The organism is Citrobacter youngae, assembly GCF_003818115.1.
Lineage (GTDB): Bacteria > Pseudomonadota > Gammaproteobacteria > Enterobacterales > Enterobacteriaceae > Citrobacter > Citrobacter youngae.
Map to the genome: position 1 here is coordinate 151,379 of NZ_RPOI01000020.1, position 16,785 is coordinate 168,163.

General features: G+C 51.0%; 15 protein-coding genes. 6 read left to right on the forward strand and 9 right to left on the reverse strand.

Features of this window, described 5'->3' with window-relative positions:
• Positions 1–3: 3 nt before the first annotated feature.
• The gene (gene nuoA, locus EHN13_RS17480) at positions 4–447 is read right to left on the reverse strand and encodes an NADH-quinone oxidoreductase subunit NuoA (RefSeq protein WP_040230134.1); all 444 of its coding nucleotides are present in this window, start codon (positions 445–447) and stop codon (positions 4–6) included.
• Between the two features lie 626 nt (positions 448–1,073).
• Entirely contained in the window at positions 1,074–2,012 is a 939-nt protein-coding gene (gene lrhA / locus EHN13_RS17485) for a transcriptional regulator LrhA (RefSeq protein ID WP_005129482.1), read from the reverse strand.
• 926 nt (positions 2,013–2,938) lie between these two features.
• Here lrhA and alaA point away from each other — a divergent pair.
• Positions 2,939–4,156, forward strand: coding sequence for an alanine transaminase AlaA (gene alaA / locus EHN13_RS17490; protein ID WP_005129483.1), 1,218 nt, complete (start codon positions 2,939–2,941; stop codon positions 4,154–4,156).
• A 97-nt stretch (positions 4,157–4,253) separates the two neighbouring features.
• Complete coding sequence (yfbR, locus tag EHN13_RS17495; protein WP_061068221.1) at positions 4,254–4,853, forward strand: 5'-deoxynucleotidase; 600 nt, start codon at positions 4,254–4,256, stop codon at positions 4,851–4,853.
• 102 nt (positions 4,854–4,955) lie between these two features.
• Here the strand turns inward: yfbR and EHN13_RS17500 are convergent, their stop codons facing one another.
• From EHN13_RS17500 to yfbV, 4 genes are all read right to left on the reverse strand, one after another.
• On the reverse strand, positions 4,956–6,788 hold the full coding sequence (locus tag EHN13_RS17500) for an SLC13 family permease (protein ID WP_048211069.1): 1,833 nt from the start codon (positions 6,786–6,788) through the stop codon (positions 4,956–4,958).
• Between the two features lie 77 nt (positions 6,789–6,865).
• A complete protein-coding gene (locus EHN13_RS17505) occupies positions 6,866–7,543 on the reverse strand; it encodes a sugar phosphatase (RefSeq protein WP_086523398.1) in 678 nt (225 codons plus the stop codon).
• On the reverse strand, positions 7,536–8,030 hold the full coding sequence (locus tag EHN13_RS17510) for a YfbU family protein (protein WP_003028086.1): 495 nt from the start codon (positions 8,028–8,030) through the stop codon (positions 7,536–7,538). Before EHN13_RS17510 ends, EHN13_RS17505 begins: the two co-directional genes overlap by 8 nt.
• An 83-nt stretch (positions 8,031–8,113) precedes the next feature.
• Positions 8,114–8,569: a terminus macrodomain insulation protein YfbV gene (gene yfbV / locus EHN13_RS17515; protein ID WP_003028087.1), complete on the reverse strand. Its 456-nt coding sequence runs from the start codon at positions 8,567–8,569 to the stop codon at positions 8,114–8,116.
• A gap of 339 nt (positions 8,570–8,908) precedes the next feature.
• Here yfbV and ackA point away from each other — a divergent pair, with 339 nt between their 5' ends.
• The 3 genes from ackA to yfcC all read left to right on the forward strand — a co-directional run bounded on the left by ackA (position 8,909) and on the right by yfcC (position 14,053).
• Positions 8,909–10,111, forward strand: coding sequence for an acetate kinase (gene ackA / locus EHN13_RS17520; RefSeq protein WP_048211067.1), 1,203 nt, complete (start codon positions 8,909–8,911; stop codon positions 10,109–10,111).
• A 75-nt stretch (positions 10,112–10,186) separates the two neighbouring features.
• Positions 10,187–12,331 carry a phosphate acetyltransferase gene (gene pta, locus EHN13_RS17525; RefSeq protein ID WP_124021809.1) on the forward strand — a complete coding sequence of 715 codons (2,145 nt, stop codon included), beginning with the start codon at positions 10,187–10,189 and terminating at the stop codon, positions 12,329–12,331.
• Between the two features lie 201 nt (positions 12,332–12,532).
• Positions 12,533–14,053 (forward strand): putative basic amino acid antiporter YfcC, encoded by a 1,521-nt coding sequence (yfcC, locus tag EHN13_RS17530; RefSeq protein ID WP_116360438.1) that lies wholly within the window; start codon positions 12,533–12,535, stop codon positions 14,051–14,053.
• Positions 14,054–14,139: 86 nt separating this feature from the next.
• Here the strand turns inward: yfcC and yfcD are convergent, their stop codons facing one another.
• From yfcD to yfcF, 3 genes are read right to left on the reverse strand one after another with little or no spacing between them, the layout of a single operon-like run.
• Positions 14,140–14,694, reverse strand: a complete 555-nt coding sequence (yfcD, locus tag EHN13_RS17535; protein WP_048211064.1) for an NUDIX hydrolase YfcD — start codon at positions 14,692–14,694, stop codon at positions 14,140–14,142.
• A 56-nt stretch (positions 14,695–14,750) separates the two neighbouring features.
• Positions 14,751–15,302: a phosphodiesterase gene (gene yfcE / locus EHN13_RS17540; RefSeq protein ID WP_124021810.1), complete on the reverse strand. Its 552-nt coding sequence runs from the start codon at positions 15,300–15,302 to the stop codon at positions 14,751–14,753.
• 55 nt (positions 15,303–15,357) lie between these two features.
• Positions 15,358–16,002 carry a glutathione transferase gene (gene yfcF, locus EHN13_RS17545; RefSeq protein WP_048211062.1) on the reverse strand — a complete coding sequence of 215 codons (645 nt, stop codon included), beginning with the start codon at positions 16,000–16,002 and terminating at the stop codon, positions 15,358–15,360.
• Positions 16,003–16,135: 133 nt separating this feature from the next.
• Here yfcF and yfcG point away from each other — a divergent pair, with 133 nt between their 5' ends.
• Positions 16,136–16,771, forward strand: coding sequence for a GSH-dependent disulfide bond oxidoreductase (gene yfcG / locus EHN13_RS17550; protein ID WP_124021821.1), 636 nt, complete (start codon positions 16,136–16,138; stop codon positions 16,769–16,771).
• Positions 16,772–16,785 lie beyond the last annotated feature (14 nt).

Sequence of the window (16,785 nt, forward strand, 5' to 3'; positions counted from 1 at the left end):
CGGTTAGCGTTGACGATTAGCGATACTGTTCGTTTCCGGGTTCATACGCTCGCGGCGTGAACGCGCGGGCGTCCAGTCCAGCGCGCCAATACGCACCAGATAAACCAGACCTGCCAGTAACACAAAAATAAAAATTGCAGCTTCCACAAAGCCAATCCAACCGCTTTCACGGATAGAGGTTGACCATGCGAACAGATACAGCGCTTCAACGTCGAAGATAACGAAGAACATGGCTACCAGATAAAACTTGGCAGACAGGCGCAAGCGGGCGGTGCCGACCGAGTCGATACCTGATTCAAACGGCACGTTTTTAGATCTCGCGCGTGCGCGACCACCTAAAAACCAGCCGCCGACGAGCATCAGGCAGCACAGGCCAATGGCGACAATAAGAAAGATAGCGAATGCCCAGTGATGAGCGATGACTTCAGTGGATGTTGACATACTCATTGCTTACTCATCAAAAGTAGCGCCAAATTCTCTGCTCTTTTCGGCAGATGAACGCCACATCGATTCATGGGGAGGAATAAAAAAAACCTTACAATCACTGTGAAAAATCATTTTAGACAGCTAATTGATGGGGTTTTTTACTCCTTTCTATAACCTTTTGTCAACTTTAACAAAAGTTTCCTCACATTATTTTACACAACTCCAACACCATTAACATAAAGTGCTATTTAGACCCATTTCGATCGCGTCATCGGTCATTTTTAATGTTGTTGAATCGTGTCCGTAGTGAAGTAAAAAAATGATACCCGTCTATTTTGACAGGAATTCACACAGATGCCTCCCCCTAAATGGGAGTATTTTCTTGATCTGTGACACGCTTTTGTTAATTCACCATAAAAAACAGCAACAATTTCTCTAGTTTTTTAACATGAAAATGAATAGCGCCTCGAGTGATTGTTTTTTGCACTATTTGTAGGTGATTTTTTTACCTACTGATTTTGTTAAGTTTTGGTATACAAAATGCCATCTCCGACCATTATTTGCATAAAAAAAGAGCCACTGGATGTTTTTTCATCACCAGCGACTCTTTTTTGCACTTACATTTTATAACGATTATTTATGGTACATCACTCAAAGTCGCCTTCGACAATCAGCGAATCGTCTCCCCCTTCAGGGGTAAACTGGTTGTATTGCCAGGGATTTTGATAGGTCTGCATCGACTTAAAGATCACCTGAGCCAGCTCATTTTGTGATGCAGGGTCGCAGCACAGCAAGTACTCCGTTTCCGGCAACGGTGGCAATCCGTCCGCCGCGCCCAGTACGCGTAAATCCGGGCTCATCATTTCTACAGGACGGGCAGTCACGCCCAACCCCGCCTTCACTGCCGCACGAACAGCCGCTAATGTTGAAGCAACATAGGCCAGACGCCACGGGATCTGTGCAGCGTTCAGCGTTGCCAGTACCATATCGCGGAACGGACTCGGATCATCCAGCAGCACCAGCGGCACCGGCTCACCTTTTTGTAAAATATATTCGGCCGCACAATACCAGTGCGTAGGTGAGGTACGCAGATTCAGACACTCAAAATCGCCTGGCCGGTTGGTTGTCACCACCAGATCAACGTCTTGTGACTTCAGCATATCCACCATGTAAGCGTTGCGTTTCACTCTGACATCCAGCGCAAGCTTCGGATAAACCGAACTTATCCGGTTCAGCAGAAAAGGAAGGATAGTATCCGCTGACTCATCAGAAGCGCCAATAGTTAACACTCCCTGAAGATTGTTAAACATCAATGATGAGCATGCCTCATCATTAAAACGCAATATTTTTCTGGCGTAACCCAGCAACTGAATCCCATGCTCGGTCAGTAGTTTGTTACGTCCATGGCGCGCGAACAACTCTTTCCCCACAAGTTGTTCGAGACGTTGCATTTGCTGACTCACCGCAGACTGAGTGCGACATACCGCAGCTGCCGCAGCCGCGAAGGTATTCAGATCGGCAACGGCAACGAAGGTTCTCAGCAGATCGAGATCGAGGTTAATTATCGGACGATTTGCATTTATCATAATTTTTCACTTACTCGCGGGTCATACCGGGTTAATGCTGTGCATTCAGAAACAAACAACTCCATTTGTAATGGGCCTCCCTCGCAGTTTCACCAGGTGTAACCAGGTGAAAATAAGGATGTATTTGCTTTAACAAACGAAACAATTCCCTTTCAGCGCTATATAATACCCGTGACACTCATCGGAATATAGCAACGAGAAAGAGTCATTTTTTTAGCTGTTGGATGATTCTGACTAATGGAAAACATGTAAATTTTGTAAATTTGAAAAATAGTTAACGAACACTAATTTACACATTAAAAACTAACTTTTCAGTATGTTAGAAACTCTTAACTAACATTAGAATTATCGCAAAACACAAGTTGCGTACCATTTCATGGGACTTATCTTAACCTAAAACCACTATATTTATAAGTGTTATCGCGAATTAATCGAAGCAAAAAGGTGATAACTCAGACTGGCAGTTTTCGTATTATTAACGCGTTCAATAAATACTGTTTAAATATTAAATAATAATTAATTAAGAATGCCACCATTCATTAATTATACTTAACAATAGATTCACACCGCGTCGTTGTCAGATCAGGCCGATAACAGTTTGTCAGGCTCAAACCTCAGTATTTTCGAATTGCGCAATACAGCAGATACTCCCGACCGCGCCCCGTTTTGCACATCTCACTATTTTTACCAAAACAAATCACCATACCCGAGCCGCCACCTCGAAACATATAACCACAAAATCAAAAATATCAAGATTATAATTCTATATTAATTTCATTATTTAGTTATTAACAGTTAATTATAACATCGCAACTTTCGAAATCTTCTACTAAAGACCCTTCAAAACTCACCGTCGGGGGAGTACATTGTTCTGTGCTGACTTCCACGGCAGGGAGTGGCATTCACAGCTAAAAAGGTCAAGATTCATGTCCCCCATTGAAAAATCCAGCAAATTAGAAAATGTCTGTTATGACATTCGTGGCCCGGTTCTGAAGGAAGCAAAGCGCCTGGAAGAAGAAGGCAATAAAGTTCTGAAACTCAACATCGGCAACCCTGCGCCATTCGGGTTTGAAGCACCAGATGAAATTCTGGTCGATGTGATCCGCAATTTGCCTACCGCACAAGGGTATTGCGATTCAAAAGGTCTTTATTCAGCCCGCAAAGCGATCATGCAGCATTACCAGGCCCGCGGGATGCGCGATGTTACCGTGGAGGACATTTATATCGGTAATGGCGTTTCTGAATTAATCGTTCAGGCGATGCAGGCGTTGCTGAACAGTGGGGACGAAATGCTGGTTCCTGCACCTGATTACCCGCTGTGGACAGCGGCAGTATCGCTCTCTGGCGGTAATGCCGTGCACTACCTGTGTGATGAATCGTCAGACTGGTTCCCGGACCTTGATGATATTCGGGCAAAAATCACCCCGCGCACACGTGGGATCGTCATCATTAACCCAAACAACCCTACCGGCGCCGTTTACTCTAAAGAGCTGCTGATGGAGATTGTTGAGATTGCTCGCCAGAACAACCTCATTATCTTTGCTGACGAGATTTATGACAAAATTCTCTATGATGATGCCGAGCATCACTCAATTGCGGCAATGGCCCCGGATCTGCTGACTATTACCTTCAATGGCCTGTCAAAAACTTATCGTGTTGCGGGGTTCCGCCAGGGTTGGATGGTACTGAACGGGCCGAAGAAACATGCCAAAGGGTATATTGAAGGTCTTGAAATGTTGGCCTCCATGCGTTTATGCGCCAACGTTCCAGCGCAACACGCCATTCAAACCGCGCTGGGTGGATACCAGAGCATCAGCGAATTTATCATGCCAGGCGGACGTTTGTATGAACAGCGCAACCGGGCATGGGAATTACTTAATGATATTCCGGGCGTCTCCTGCGTGAAGCCACGCGGCGCGCTGTATATGTTCCCGAAAATTGATGCCAAACGCTTCAATATTCACGACGACCAGAAGATGGTTCTCGACTTTCTGCTGCAGGAAAAAGTCCTGCTGGTTCAGGGAACGGCTTTCAACTGGCCGTGGCCGGATCATTTCCGTATCGTCACACTGCCGCGTATTGACGATATCGAAATGTCGCTAAGTAAATTCGAGCGCTTCCTGTCAGGCTATCACCAGTTGTAATTAAACAAAGGCTGTCGGACCAGTATGACGAGTATTTGCATCTGACAGCCTTCTCTGCGCACAATGACTCTTAGGTTGCCATCATATAAGGGTCGTTATGAAGCAGAGCCATTTTTTTGCCCACCTATCCCGTCTGAAGCTCATTAACCGCTGGCCGCTGATGCGCAACGTGCGCACCGAAAACGTGTCTGAACACAGTCTGCAGGTTGCCATGGTTGCTCATGCGCTGGCCGCGATCAAAAACCGTAAATTTGGTGGTCAGGTAAATGCTGAGCGTATTGCCCTGCTGGCGATGTATCACGATGCGTCAGAGGTGTTAACCGGCGATCTCCCTACCCCAGTGAAATATTTCAACTCGCAGATTGCTCAGGAATATAAAGCGATAGAGAAAATTGCCCAGCAAAAACTGGTCGATATGGTTCCCGATGAGTTGCGCGATATTTTTGCACCGCTCATTGATGAACATGCCTTAAGTGAAGAAGAAAGATCGATTGTTAAACAGGCCGATGCCCTGTGCGCGTATCTGAAGTGCCTGGAAGAACTCTCAGCCGGTAACAACGAGTTTCTGCTGGCGAAAACACGTCTGGAAAAAACGCTGGAGTCACGACGCAGCGAAGAGATGGACTACTTTATGGACATGTTTGTCCCAAGCTTTCACCTCTCATTAGATGAAATCAGTCAGGATTCACCACTTTAAACGATTTTGCCGGATGGCGGCTAACGCCTTATCCGGCCTACAGGTAGGCGTGATATCCGTAGGCCTGATAAGCGCATCGCCATCAGGCGTTTACTGCGGCGGTCAAAACGGGAACAGCATCGGGATCATCACCACGCACACTGCCATGACAATCACCGTAAACGGTACGCCAATCTTCACGAAGTCGCTAAAGCTGTAGTTACCCGGCCCCAACACCAGCGTGTTAACAGGTGAAGACACCGGCGTCATAAAGGCGGCGGAAGCCGCCATCGCAATCACCATCGCAAAAGGATACGGCGAAACGCCCATCGACTTTGCCGCCGCCAGCGCAATCGGTGCCATCAGCACCGCTGTTGCGGTATTCGAGATAAATAAACCAATGGTCGCACACAGGACAAACAGACAACCCAGCATCATGTACGGGCCATATCCCCCACCGACGTCCATGAGTCCTTTTACCACCAGATCGACACCGCCGGTCTTTTGTAAAGCCAGCGCAAAAGGCATCATCCCGACGATCAAGATAATGCTTGGCCAGTGGATCGCCTTATAGGCGCTCTCTGCATCAATACACCGGAATTTCCCCATCAGCAGGCAGGCGATAATTGCGGCCACCGTATTGGGTATTTCATCCGTCAGCATTAACGCAACCATCAGAACCAGACAGAAAATCGCGTGCGGTGCCTGGCTGTGCGCCGGAGACGCTTCACTGACTTCGACCGGCATGTTCAACACCACAAAGTCGCGGCCTTTTTTACCCAACGATGTGATAAGTTTCCAGTTACCCACGACCAGAATGATATCGCCCATCAGCAACGGTTCATCCACTACCGCGCCGTCCATCGCCGTACCATCACGCTTCACCCCGACGACATTCAGGCCGTAACGCGTACGAAACGCGATTTCCCTTACCGTTTTACCGATTAATTCTGATTCCGGGATCAACGAAATCTCAGCCATCCCCACATCAAGCGCCTGTTCGGAAAAATACTCGCCGCGCAGCACCATCGGCTCCAGCAATTGTTCACTGCAGAATTCGCGCAGATCGACATCAGCGGCGGACATATCAATGAGCAAAACGTCACGGGCACGGAACTCAGAGACCCCATTAACGTCCACAATTACGCGCCGAAAGCGACGCCAGCGCTCAACACCAATCACGTTCGCCCCGTAGCGCTCACGCAGCTTCAGGTCGTCAAGACGCTGGCCAATCATCGGCGAGCCGGGACGAATAGCCAGGCGGCGGGCGCGCCCCGTCAGACGATACTCTTTGATAAGATCGCGAAAGGTCCGGCGTTTCCAGCCATCCCCCTGTTGCCCGGAGTCCTCACCTTTGAGCATAAAACGCATCAGCAGCATGTAAATGATGCCGAGCACCAGAACAACCAGCCCAAGCGGAGTCACGCTGAAAAAGCTGAAACCGTTGAGCCCCTCGCGCAGTAACTCACTGTTGACGACCAGGTTGGGCGGCGTCGCCACCAGCGTCATCATGCCGCTGATAAGCCCCGCGAAGCTAAGCGGCATCATCAGACGCGAGGGCGAGGTTTGCATGCGCATAGATACGCTTAAAACAACAGGAATAAAAATCGCGACTACGCCAGTGGAACTCATAAAGGCACCGAGCCCGGCGACGGTGATCATCAGCAAAACCAGCATTTTGACTTCACTACTGCCGGCCACCTTCACCAGCCATGCCCCCATCACCGTTGCCACCCCGGTACGCACCAGGCCGTCACCAATGATAAATAAAGCCGCAATCAAAATAACGTTAGGATCGCTGAAACCCGAAAAAGCCTCTGAGATGCTCAGTGTTCCACTCAGAACAAAGGCAATGATGACCAACAGAGCAACTGCATCCATACGCACTCTGCCAGTGGCAAACAAAACGACGGCAATCGCCAACAATGAGAGAACCCATATCAATTCACCGTTCACAACATATCCTTGTTAAATGAGAGGGATGAGTCGATTCTGCCATAAAAAAGCCCCAACAATCTGGGGCTAAATCATGATCAGGTATTTCTTACTACGACCACATTTCCGTTGGGTTGCTTGGTCACGGAAATCTGTTCCAGACTGGTCAACGAAAAGTCGACCTCATCCAGACGCGGCGTGTCCGCAGGCGCATTGACCGCGATCACATGACACCCAGCCGCCAGTCCTGAAAGCACACCAGCGGGCGCATCTTCAACCACGGTACACTCTTGCGGTGCGAGACCCAGCAGTTGAGCACCTAACAGATAAGCGTCTGGTTCTGGTTTCCCTCTTTTTACCCGTTCGGCGGTGACAAACACTTCAGGCGCGGGAAGCCCCGCGACACGATGGCGCGCTCGTGCGACCGGCATAGAACCGGAGGTCACAATCGCCCAAGGAATACCCGCTTTATTGAGGTGGTTAAGCAACTCAACAGCCCCCGGCAGCGCGGTGATCCCAGCGGTTTCCGTCGCTTCGATCTGCTCAAGACGGGTGAACTCCGCAGCGATCTCAGCCTCAGATTTGCCCACCATAAAGTGTCGCAGAGAGGTAATGGCCTGCTTGCCATGAATAAATCCGAGCACCTCGTCGTGATCGAGGCCAAAACGATCGGCCCAGTTGCACCACGCGCGTTCTACTGCGGGTAAGGAATCGACCAGCGTTCCATCCAGATCAAACAGAAAACCTTTGCACTGCACGCTCGCCCCCTCAGGCATTAATGATTTGGTTAATTTCATTCGCGCTCAGGTGATACTGGCGCGGGCAAGAGTGCCAGACGTTCAACATACGCTGATATTTTTCCCACATCGGGGTCTGGGCGTTGAAGCCATGCGTACCCGCATCAAAGTGGGTATAGCGACCTTCCACATTGACCATAAAGCGAACGTATCCGAGGAAACGGGCTTCCGTTGCGGCGTCAAAACCGAGGAAGGTCACGCGGCGCTCATCAATGGCCTGTGCATCCTTAAGATTAGTCCAGGACACATGTAATGCGTGATACATCTCCATAATATCGATAATCGTACGGCAGGTTTCTTCCGTCAGCTCACCAAACTCACGATCCAGCTCGCGCATCTGCAAACCGTAACCGCGTTCAATAATCGTCTGCAAACGACGATAACGCTCGGCGTTAGTGGGATCGAGCATAGTCATCATTTTGTACTGATTCGACAAAATCAGACGTTGAGCGTTGGTCATTTCCATTTGGGACTCCTGTATCACTACTACTGCGATGAAAAAAAAGAAGGCATCTTGTGCCTTCTTTTATATGCGTAATCAGGGGTCAATTACAAATCATCGAGGAAAGTTTTATCCAGTTGTTTGAAGGCACGCTTAAGCGTGTCAGCCAGCGCCTGGTAATCAGGCTTCCCTTCAACCGGCGATAACGCCTGTCCGGCTTCTTGTAATTTCCCCCGAACTTCGTAGAACCAGTTGAGAATCGAAGGCGGCAGCGGTGTCACGGAGCGCTTACCCAACCACCACATGCCCTGCATTGGCAGGCTCAGCGCAAACAGCGCGGTCGCCACAGCCGGTCCCAACTGACCACCCAACGCAATTTGCCAGCATAACGTGAAGACGGCGATAGGCGGCATAAAACGGATTGCGTAACGTGTCATACGGATCACGCGGTTCTCTACAAACACGGGCGCGAGGCGCTTTTCCATTGGCCACGTCTTCGCGTAGTGCTGCCCCCGGCGGAACAAGCTAAAAAAATTGACGGAACGATTATCCGGTGTCGACATGGCGGTTACCTCAACTTCACATATAAAAATTAAAAAATTTGTGCAAAACAACAACTACAAAGGACATCGTTCAAAACATTTTGTCTTTGATACCCACATTCAGGTATCCTGTGCCGGCCTGTAAGGCCTTTAGTCCAAAATCATTGAGTCGTCAAATTGACACATAGTATGCCATTGGCTGAAAAATACGCAAAATGACATAGACTCAAAGGTATTTATTCCATCGTGCCCAAAAAGACCCTGGCGCATGATGTTAATCATAAACGTCGGTGTCATCATGCGCTACGCTCTATGACTCCCTGACGTTTTTTTAGCCACGTATCATAAATAGGTACTTCCATGTCGAGTAAGTTAGTACTGGTTCTGAACTGCGGTAGCTCCTCACTGAAATTTGCCATCATCGATGCAGTAAACGGTGAAGAATACCTTTCTGGTTTAGCCGAATGTTTCCATCTCCCAGAAGCACGTATCAAATGGAAAATGGATGGCGGTAAACAAGAAGCGGCTTTAGGTGCAGGCGCCGCTCACAGTGAAGCGCTGAATTTTATCGTTAATACTATTCTGGCACAAAAACCAGAACTGTCTGCTCAGCTGACTGCGATTGGTCACCGTGTTGTTCACGGCGGCGAAAAATACACCGGCTCTGTAGTTATCGACGATTCCGTTATTCAGGGTATCAAAGATGCAGCCTCTTTTGCACCGTTGCACAACCCTGCACACCTGATCGGTATCGCTGAAGCGCTGAAATCCTTCCCGAATCTGAAAGACAAAAACGTGGCCGTATTCGACACCGCGTTCCATCAGACTATGCCGGAAGAATCTTACCTCTATGCCCTGCCGTACAGCCTGTACAAAGAGCATGGCGTTCGTCGTTACGGCGCGCACGGTACCAGCCACTTCTTCGTGACTCAGGAAGCGGCAAAAATGCTGAACAAACCGGTTGATGAACTGAACATCATCACTTGCCACCTGGGCAACGGCGGTTCTGTTTCTGCAATCCGTAACGGTAAATGTGTTGATACCTCCATGGGTCTGACCCCGCTGGAAGGTCTGGTGATGGGTACGCGTTCCGGTGACATCGACCCGGCGATCATCTTCCACCTGCACGACACCCTGGGCATGAGCGTTGACCAGATCAACAAAATGCTGACCAAAGAGTCTGGCCTGCTGGGTCTGACTGAAGTCACCAGCGACTGCCGTTATGTTGAAGACAACTACACCACCAAAGAAGACGCTAAACGTGCAATGGACGTTTACTGCCACCGTCTGGCGAAATACATCGGTTCCTACACCGCGCTGATGGATGGTCGTCTGGATGCGGTTGTCTTCACCGGTGGCATTGGTGAAAACGCCGCGATGGTTCGTGAACTGTCTCTGGGCAAACTGGGCGTTCTGGGCTTCGAAGTTGACCACGAACGTAACCTGGCCGCACGTTTCGGCAAATCTGGTTTCATCAACAAAGAAGGTACCCGTCCTGCGGTGGTTATCCCAACCAACGAAGAACTGGTTATCGCGCAAGACGCGAGCCGTCTGACTGCCTGATTTCACACCGCCAGCCTAGCTGGCGGTGCTGTTTTGTAACCCGTCTAAATTGGCGGTAACGAAAGAGGATAAACCGTGTCCCGTATTATTATGCTGATCCCTACCGGAACCAGCGTCGGCCTGACCAGCGTCAGCCTTGGCGTGATCCGTGCTATGGAACGCAAAGGCGTTCGTCTGAGCGTCTTTAAGCCTATCGCTCAGCCTCGTGCCGGTGGCGATGCGCCTGACCAGACTACCAGCATCGTGCGTGCTAACTCTTCTCTGCCAGCCGCTGAGCCGCTGAAGATGAGCCACGTTGAATCTCTGCTGTCCAGCAATCAGAAAGATGTGCTGATGGAAGAGATTATCGCGAACTATCACGCGAACACTAAAGACGCTGAAGTTGTCCTGGTTGAAGGCCTGGTCCCAACCCGTAAACATCAGTTCGCGCAGTCTCTGAACTACGAAATCGCGAAAACGCTGAACGCGGAAATCGTCTTCGTCATGTCTCAGGGTACCGATACCCCGGAACAGCTGAACGAGCGTATTGAACTGACTCGCAGCAGCTACGGCGGCGCGAAAAACACCAACATCACCGGCGTAATCGTTAACAAACTGAACGCACCGGTTGATGAGCAGGGCCGTACTCGCCCGGATCTGTCTGAGATTTTCGACGACTCTTCCAAAGCGAAAGTGATCAAAGTTGATCCGGCTAAACTGCAGGAGTCCAGCCCGCTGCCGGTTCTGGGCGCGGTGCCGTGGAGCTTCGATCTGATCGCCACCCGTGCAATCGATATGGCGCGTCACCTGAACGCCACCATCGTGAACGAAGGCGATATCAATACCCGTCGCGTGAAGTCTGTGACTTTCTGCGCACGCAGCATTCCGCACATGCTGGAACACTTCCGCGCAGGTTCACTGCTGGTGACTTCCGCTGACCGTCCGGACGTGCTGGTTGCAGCATGCCTGGCGGCCATGAACGGCGTGGAAATCGGCGCCCTGCTGCTGACTGGCGGCTATGAAATGGACGCGCGCATCACTAAGCTGTGCGAACGTGCATTCGAAACCGGCCTGCCGGTATTCATGGTCAACACCAATACCTGGCAGACCTCTCTGAGCCTGCAGAGCTTCAACCTGGAAGTTCCGGTTGACGATCACGAGCGTATTGAGAAAGTTCAGGAATACGTTGCTAACTACATCAACGCCGACTGGGTTGAATCTCTGACCGCAACGTCTGAGCGCAGCCGTCGTCTGTCTCCACCAGCGTTCCGCTACCAGTTGACCGAACTGGCGCGTAAAGCGGGCAAACGCGTTGTTCTGCCGGAAGGCGACGAACCGCGTACCGTTAAAGCGGCCGCTATCTGTGCTGAACGCGGTATCGCAACCTGCGTACTGTTGGGTAACCCGGATGAGATCACCCGCGTTGCGGCGTCTCAGGGCGTTGAGCTGGGCGCTGGCGTTGAAATCGTTGACCCGGAAGTGGTTCGCGAAAGCTACGTTGCACGCCTGGTCGAGCTGCGTAAGAACAAAGGCATGACCGAAACCGTTGCCCGCGAACAGCTGGAAGACAACGTCGTTCTCGGCACCCTGATGCTGGAACAGGACGACGTTGACGGTCTGGTTTCCGGTGCCGTTCACACTACCGCGAATACCATTCGTCCACCGCTGCAGCTGATCAAAACTGCACCGGGTAGTTCCCTGGTGTCTTCTGTGTTCTTCATGCTGCTGCCGGATCAGGTTTACGTTTACGGCGACTGCGCGATCAACCCGGATCCAACCGCAGAACAGCTGGCAGAAATCGCGATTCAGTCCGCTGAATCCGCGATTGCCTTCGGTATCGAACCGCGCGTAGCAATGCTCTCCTACTCCACCGGTACTTCTGGTGCAGGTAGCGACGTAGAGAAAGTACGTGAAGCGACTCGTCTGGCACAGGAAAAACGTCCTGACCTGATGATCGACGGCCCGCTGCAGTATGACGCCGCCGTTATGGCTGATGTAGCAAAATCCAAAGCGCCGAACTCTCCGGTTGCAGGTCGCGCTACCGTGTTCATCTTCCCGGATCTGAACACCGGTAACACCACCTACAAAGCGGTACAGCGTTCTGCCGACCTGATCTCCATCGGGCCGATGCTGCAGGGTATGCGCAAGCCGGTGAACGACCTGTCTCGTGGCGCGCTGGTAGACGATATCGTCTACACCATCGCTCTGACCGCGATCCAGTCTTCCCAGCAGCAGCAGTAATTTGCTGCGTGTGCCGGATGCTTTATCCGGCAACACATCCTGCTTATCAAACCGGAAATAGCTAATATTTCCGGTTTTTTTATATCTGTTTTTCCCGTTTGCATAATCTGAAACATTTACCAGGATTCGCTGCATCAATGAATAACTATTCTCCTGTTTGCATACTTACCCTCTTTTGCATTGCAACAGGGATAGTCTTTCATGTCAGCAGTAACAGAAACACGGTCAGCCAAAAAGTGGGCGATGCCCGACACGCTGGTGATAATTTTTTTCGTCGCCATTTTAACCAGTCTGGCGACCTGGGTTGTTCCCGTCGGGATGTTCGACAGTCAGGAAGTGCAGTATCAGGTTGATGGGCAAACCAAGACCCGCAAGGTTGTTGATCCCCACTCATTCCGAATTCTGACCAATGAAGCCGGTGAAGAGCAGTATCACCCGGTTAAGTTCTTTACCACCGGTGACGAAAGTCCTGGTCTGATGAACTTCCCGTTTGAAGGGTTAACCTCCGGCTCTAAATTCGGTACTGCCGTTGGCATCATTATGTTTATGCTGGTGATTGGCGGCGCGTTTGGCATCGTGATGCGCACCGGAACCATTGATAACGGCATCCTGGCGCTCATCCGCCATACCCGGGGTAACGAGGTCTTGTTTATCCCGGTGCTGTTTATTCTCTTCTCATTGGGTGGCGCGGTATTTGGCATGGGGGAAGAGGCTGTCGCCTTTGCCATTATCATCGCGCCGCTGATGGTACGCTTAGGTTACGACAGTATCACCACCGTACTGGTGACCTACATTGCCACCCAAATTGGCTTTGCCAGTTCGTGGATGAACCCATTCTGTGTGGTTGTCGCACAGGGTATTGCCGGTGTCCCTGTGCTCTCGGGTTCGGGTCTGCGCATCGTGGTGTGGGTTGTGGCGACGATGATCGGTCTGACATTCACGCTGGCCTACGCGGCGCGCATCAAAAAGAATCCGCTGCTGTCACGCGTGCATGAATCAGACCGCTTCTTCCGCGAACAGCAGGATGAGGTCATTGAGCGCCGCTTCACGCTCGGCGACTGGCTGGTACTGATGGTGCTGACGGGCGTGATCGTGTGGGTCATTTGGGGCGTTATCGTCCACGCGTGGTTTATCCCGGAGATTGCCAGCCAGTTCTTCACTATGGGGTTGGTGATTGGCATTATCGGCGTCGTCTTTCGGCTCAACGGCATGACGGTTAACATCATGGCGTCCTCATTTACTGAGGGTGCGCGTATGATGATTGCCCCTGCCCTGCTGGTTGGTTTTGCCAAGGGGATATTGCTGCTGGTAGGCAATGGTGAAGCGGGCGATGCCAGCGTACTGAATACCCTGCTGCACAGCATCGCCAACGGCATTAGCGGTCTGGATAACGCCATTGCGGCGTGGTTTATGCTGCTGTTCCAGGCGGTATTTAATTTCTTCGTTACCTCCGGCTCCGGTCAGGCTGCGTTGACCATGCCGCTACTGGCACCGTTGGGCGATCTGGTTGGCGTCAACCGTCAGGTCACCGTTCTGGCATTCCAGTTTGGTGACGGATTCAGTCATATTATCTATCCTACGTCGGCATCACTGATGGCAACGTTAGGCGTTTGTCGGGTGGATTTTCGTAACTGGCTGAAGGTAGGCGCCACGCTGTTGGGACTGCTGTTTATTATGTCCAGCGTGGTGGTGATTGGCGCGCAGATAATGGGCTACCATTAAACAACAAGGCCGGATAATGCGCATCAGCGGCTTATCCGGCCTACAACGACTCCCGATCCCGTCATCCAGGATCGGCGGTGCTGAATTTACTCAGCTTCTTCGTGTTTTTCGGCTTTCGCACTTTCATTCTTGGCATTGCGTGTCATCCACAGCGCCAGTGCCTTCAGTGAGTCCGGTGTAAATTCATCACAGCGCGCGGTAATTTCTTCCGGCGTCAGCCAGCACACTTCACTAATTTCTTCTTCCTGCAGCGCAAACGGTCCGTGAGAAACGCAGCTAAACAGCCCGCCCCAGACGCGACAGTTCTGGTCTTCAAAATAAAACTGACCGTGCTCGGCAAACGGGACACCGGCAATGCCCAATTCTTCTTCAGCTTCACGACGCGCGGAGTCCAGAAGCTGCTCATCAGCCTGAACAACCCCCCCCGCGGTAGCATCCAGCATACCGGGCATAAAGTCCTTTGTCTCAGTGCGACGCTGAACCAGAATTTTACCCATACCATCGTGTACAACGATATACGTTGCACGGTGGCGCAAGCATTGTGCCCGCATTTGTTCCCGGCTGGATTGTGCGATGACTTCATTGTCTTCATTCACAATATCCACCCATTCAGTACTTGCCAAACGACGCTGTTCCACCATCAGGAAACCTTCTTTTTTCTAGCGCTCTTACGGCGCGTTTACGTTTGTGGGGTAACTTACGGATTAATCTCGACCTGCGCAATAATACTTTGATCATTGAGTGCCATCACGCTGAGAACATTATCATCCAGAATCCCGTAGCTTGCCGTAAATCCCCCTTTCGGGATGCTTACCGAACCCGGGTTAAACTGGTAGATATCCCCACGTCGCTCTGCCACCGGCAGATGCGTATGTCCATAAACCAGCACATCGCCGGTGTTGAGCGGTGGTAAGTTATCCGGACCAAAAAGATGTCCGTGCGTCAGAAAGAGTCGCTGGCTGTCAGTCAGAATTTGCTGCCACGGCGCGGTTATTGGAAAATGCAGAAGCATCTGATCCACTTCGCTGTCGCAATTACCACGTACCGCAATTATCCGCGACGCCTGCTCATTCAAACGCTCGGCGACCTGCGCTGGCGCGTAGCCCTCTGGCAGCGCATTACGCGGCCCATGGTTCAATACATCGCCCAGTATCACCAGCCATTGCGCACCGCTTTGGGCAAACCGTTCAAGTACGCATTCCGTAGCCGGCAACGAACCATGAATGTCCGATGCGAACATCAGTTTCATCACTCACCCCTCGTTGAAAAATACCTTTCAATGATACTGGATTACGTCCCTACTTTCAGCAGGAACGCTTCGCTGAAAGCGCGATAAAACGTTGTACCGAAGCGCGTTGCCACTGGAAGGTGGCATACTCTGCGAGCTGTTCTGGTACATCATCGCCATTCAGAACCAGTCGATTAAGCATTAGCGCTAAATCGCTGTCTGCGATACACCATTCACCAAACAAATTCTGCTTACCGTGCGCCAGTAAACTGCCCGCCGTGGCAAACAATTTTTCCGCACTGGCCCTTCCTGCTTCCGTCAACGGACCTTTCTTCACGCCAGCAAAAACCACATCCGTCGAACGCTCTTCCCGGATAGGCATCAGATCGCTACGGAGCCAGGCCTGAACCTGGCGGGCGCGAGCCCGTTTTTGTAGATCGTGCGGATAAATGCGCTCCCATTGTGGTGGAGCGAAACGCTCTTCCAGGAACTCGGCAATCGCCGAGGATTCACTCAGTTCAAAACCGTCAATGTCAAGAACCGGTACGCGCCGCGTCAGCGCATACCCTTGCCATGAAGGTTGCAAGTGTTCGCCACTATTGAGGTTGACAGTTTTCAGCGTAAAAGGCAGCCCTTTCTCTTGCAGAGCGACATAAACAGACAGTACATAAGGGGAGAAAAAGTTGGCATCTGACCACAGCGTAATTGCAGGTTTGCTCATAATGTCCTCTGAAGTGTATTGGCTTTCTTTCAAAATATAGAGTCTTTCTCTCGCTGTCACTTGATGAAAACTCACGCACGTCGGCAGCTTCTATACTTGTAGTGACCGGTTCATGACAAAACGGACGCTGAAAATGATCGACCTTTACTACACTCCATCGCCAAACGGGCACAAAATCACACTGTTTCTCGAAGAGGCGCAGTTAAAATACCGTCTGATTCATGTAGATATCAGCAGAGGCAGCCAGTTCCGCCCTGACTTTTTGCTGATTTCACCGAATAATAAAATTCCGGCCATCATCGACTGCGTCCCGGAGGATGGCGGAAAACCCATTAGCCTGTTTGAGTCTGGCGAGATTTTACTCTACCTGGCGGAAAAGAGCGGTAAGCTACTCAGCGGCGAATTACGCGAGCGCCACACCACGCTGCAGTGGCTCTTCTGGCAGGTTAGCGGACTTGGGCCAATGCTGGGACAAAATCATCACTTCAGCCACTTCGCACCGCAGACTATCCCCTACGCCATTGAACGGTATCAGGTGGAAACCCAGCAACTGTACAACGTCATGAATAAACGCCTGGAAATATCACCCTGGCTGGGTGGCGATCATTACAGCATTGCCGACATTGCCTGCTGGCCGTGGATTAATCTCCACCAGCGCCAGCGTATCGACCTCGACAACTATCCGGCGGTCAATAACTGGTACGAACGTATCCGTACTCGTCCTGCAACAGAACGGGCGATGCAGCAAGCGCAGAGCGAGAAAAGTTAACGCGATTCGGTTCT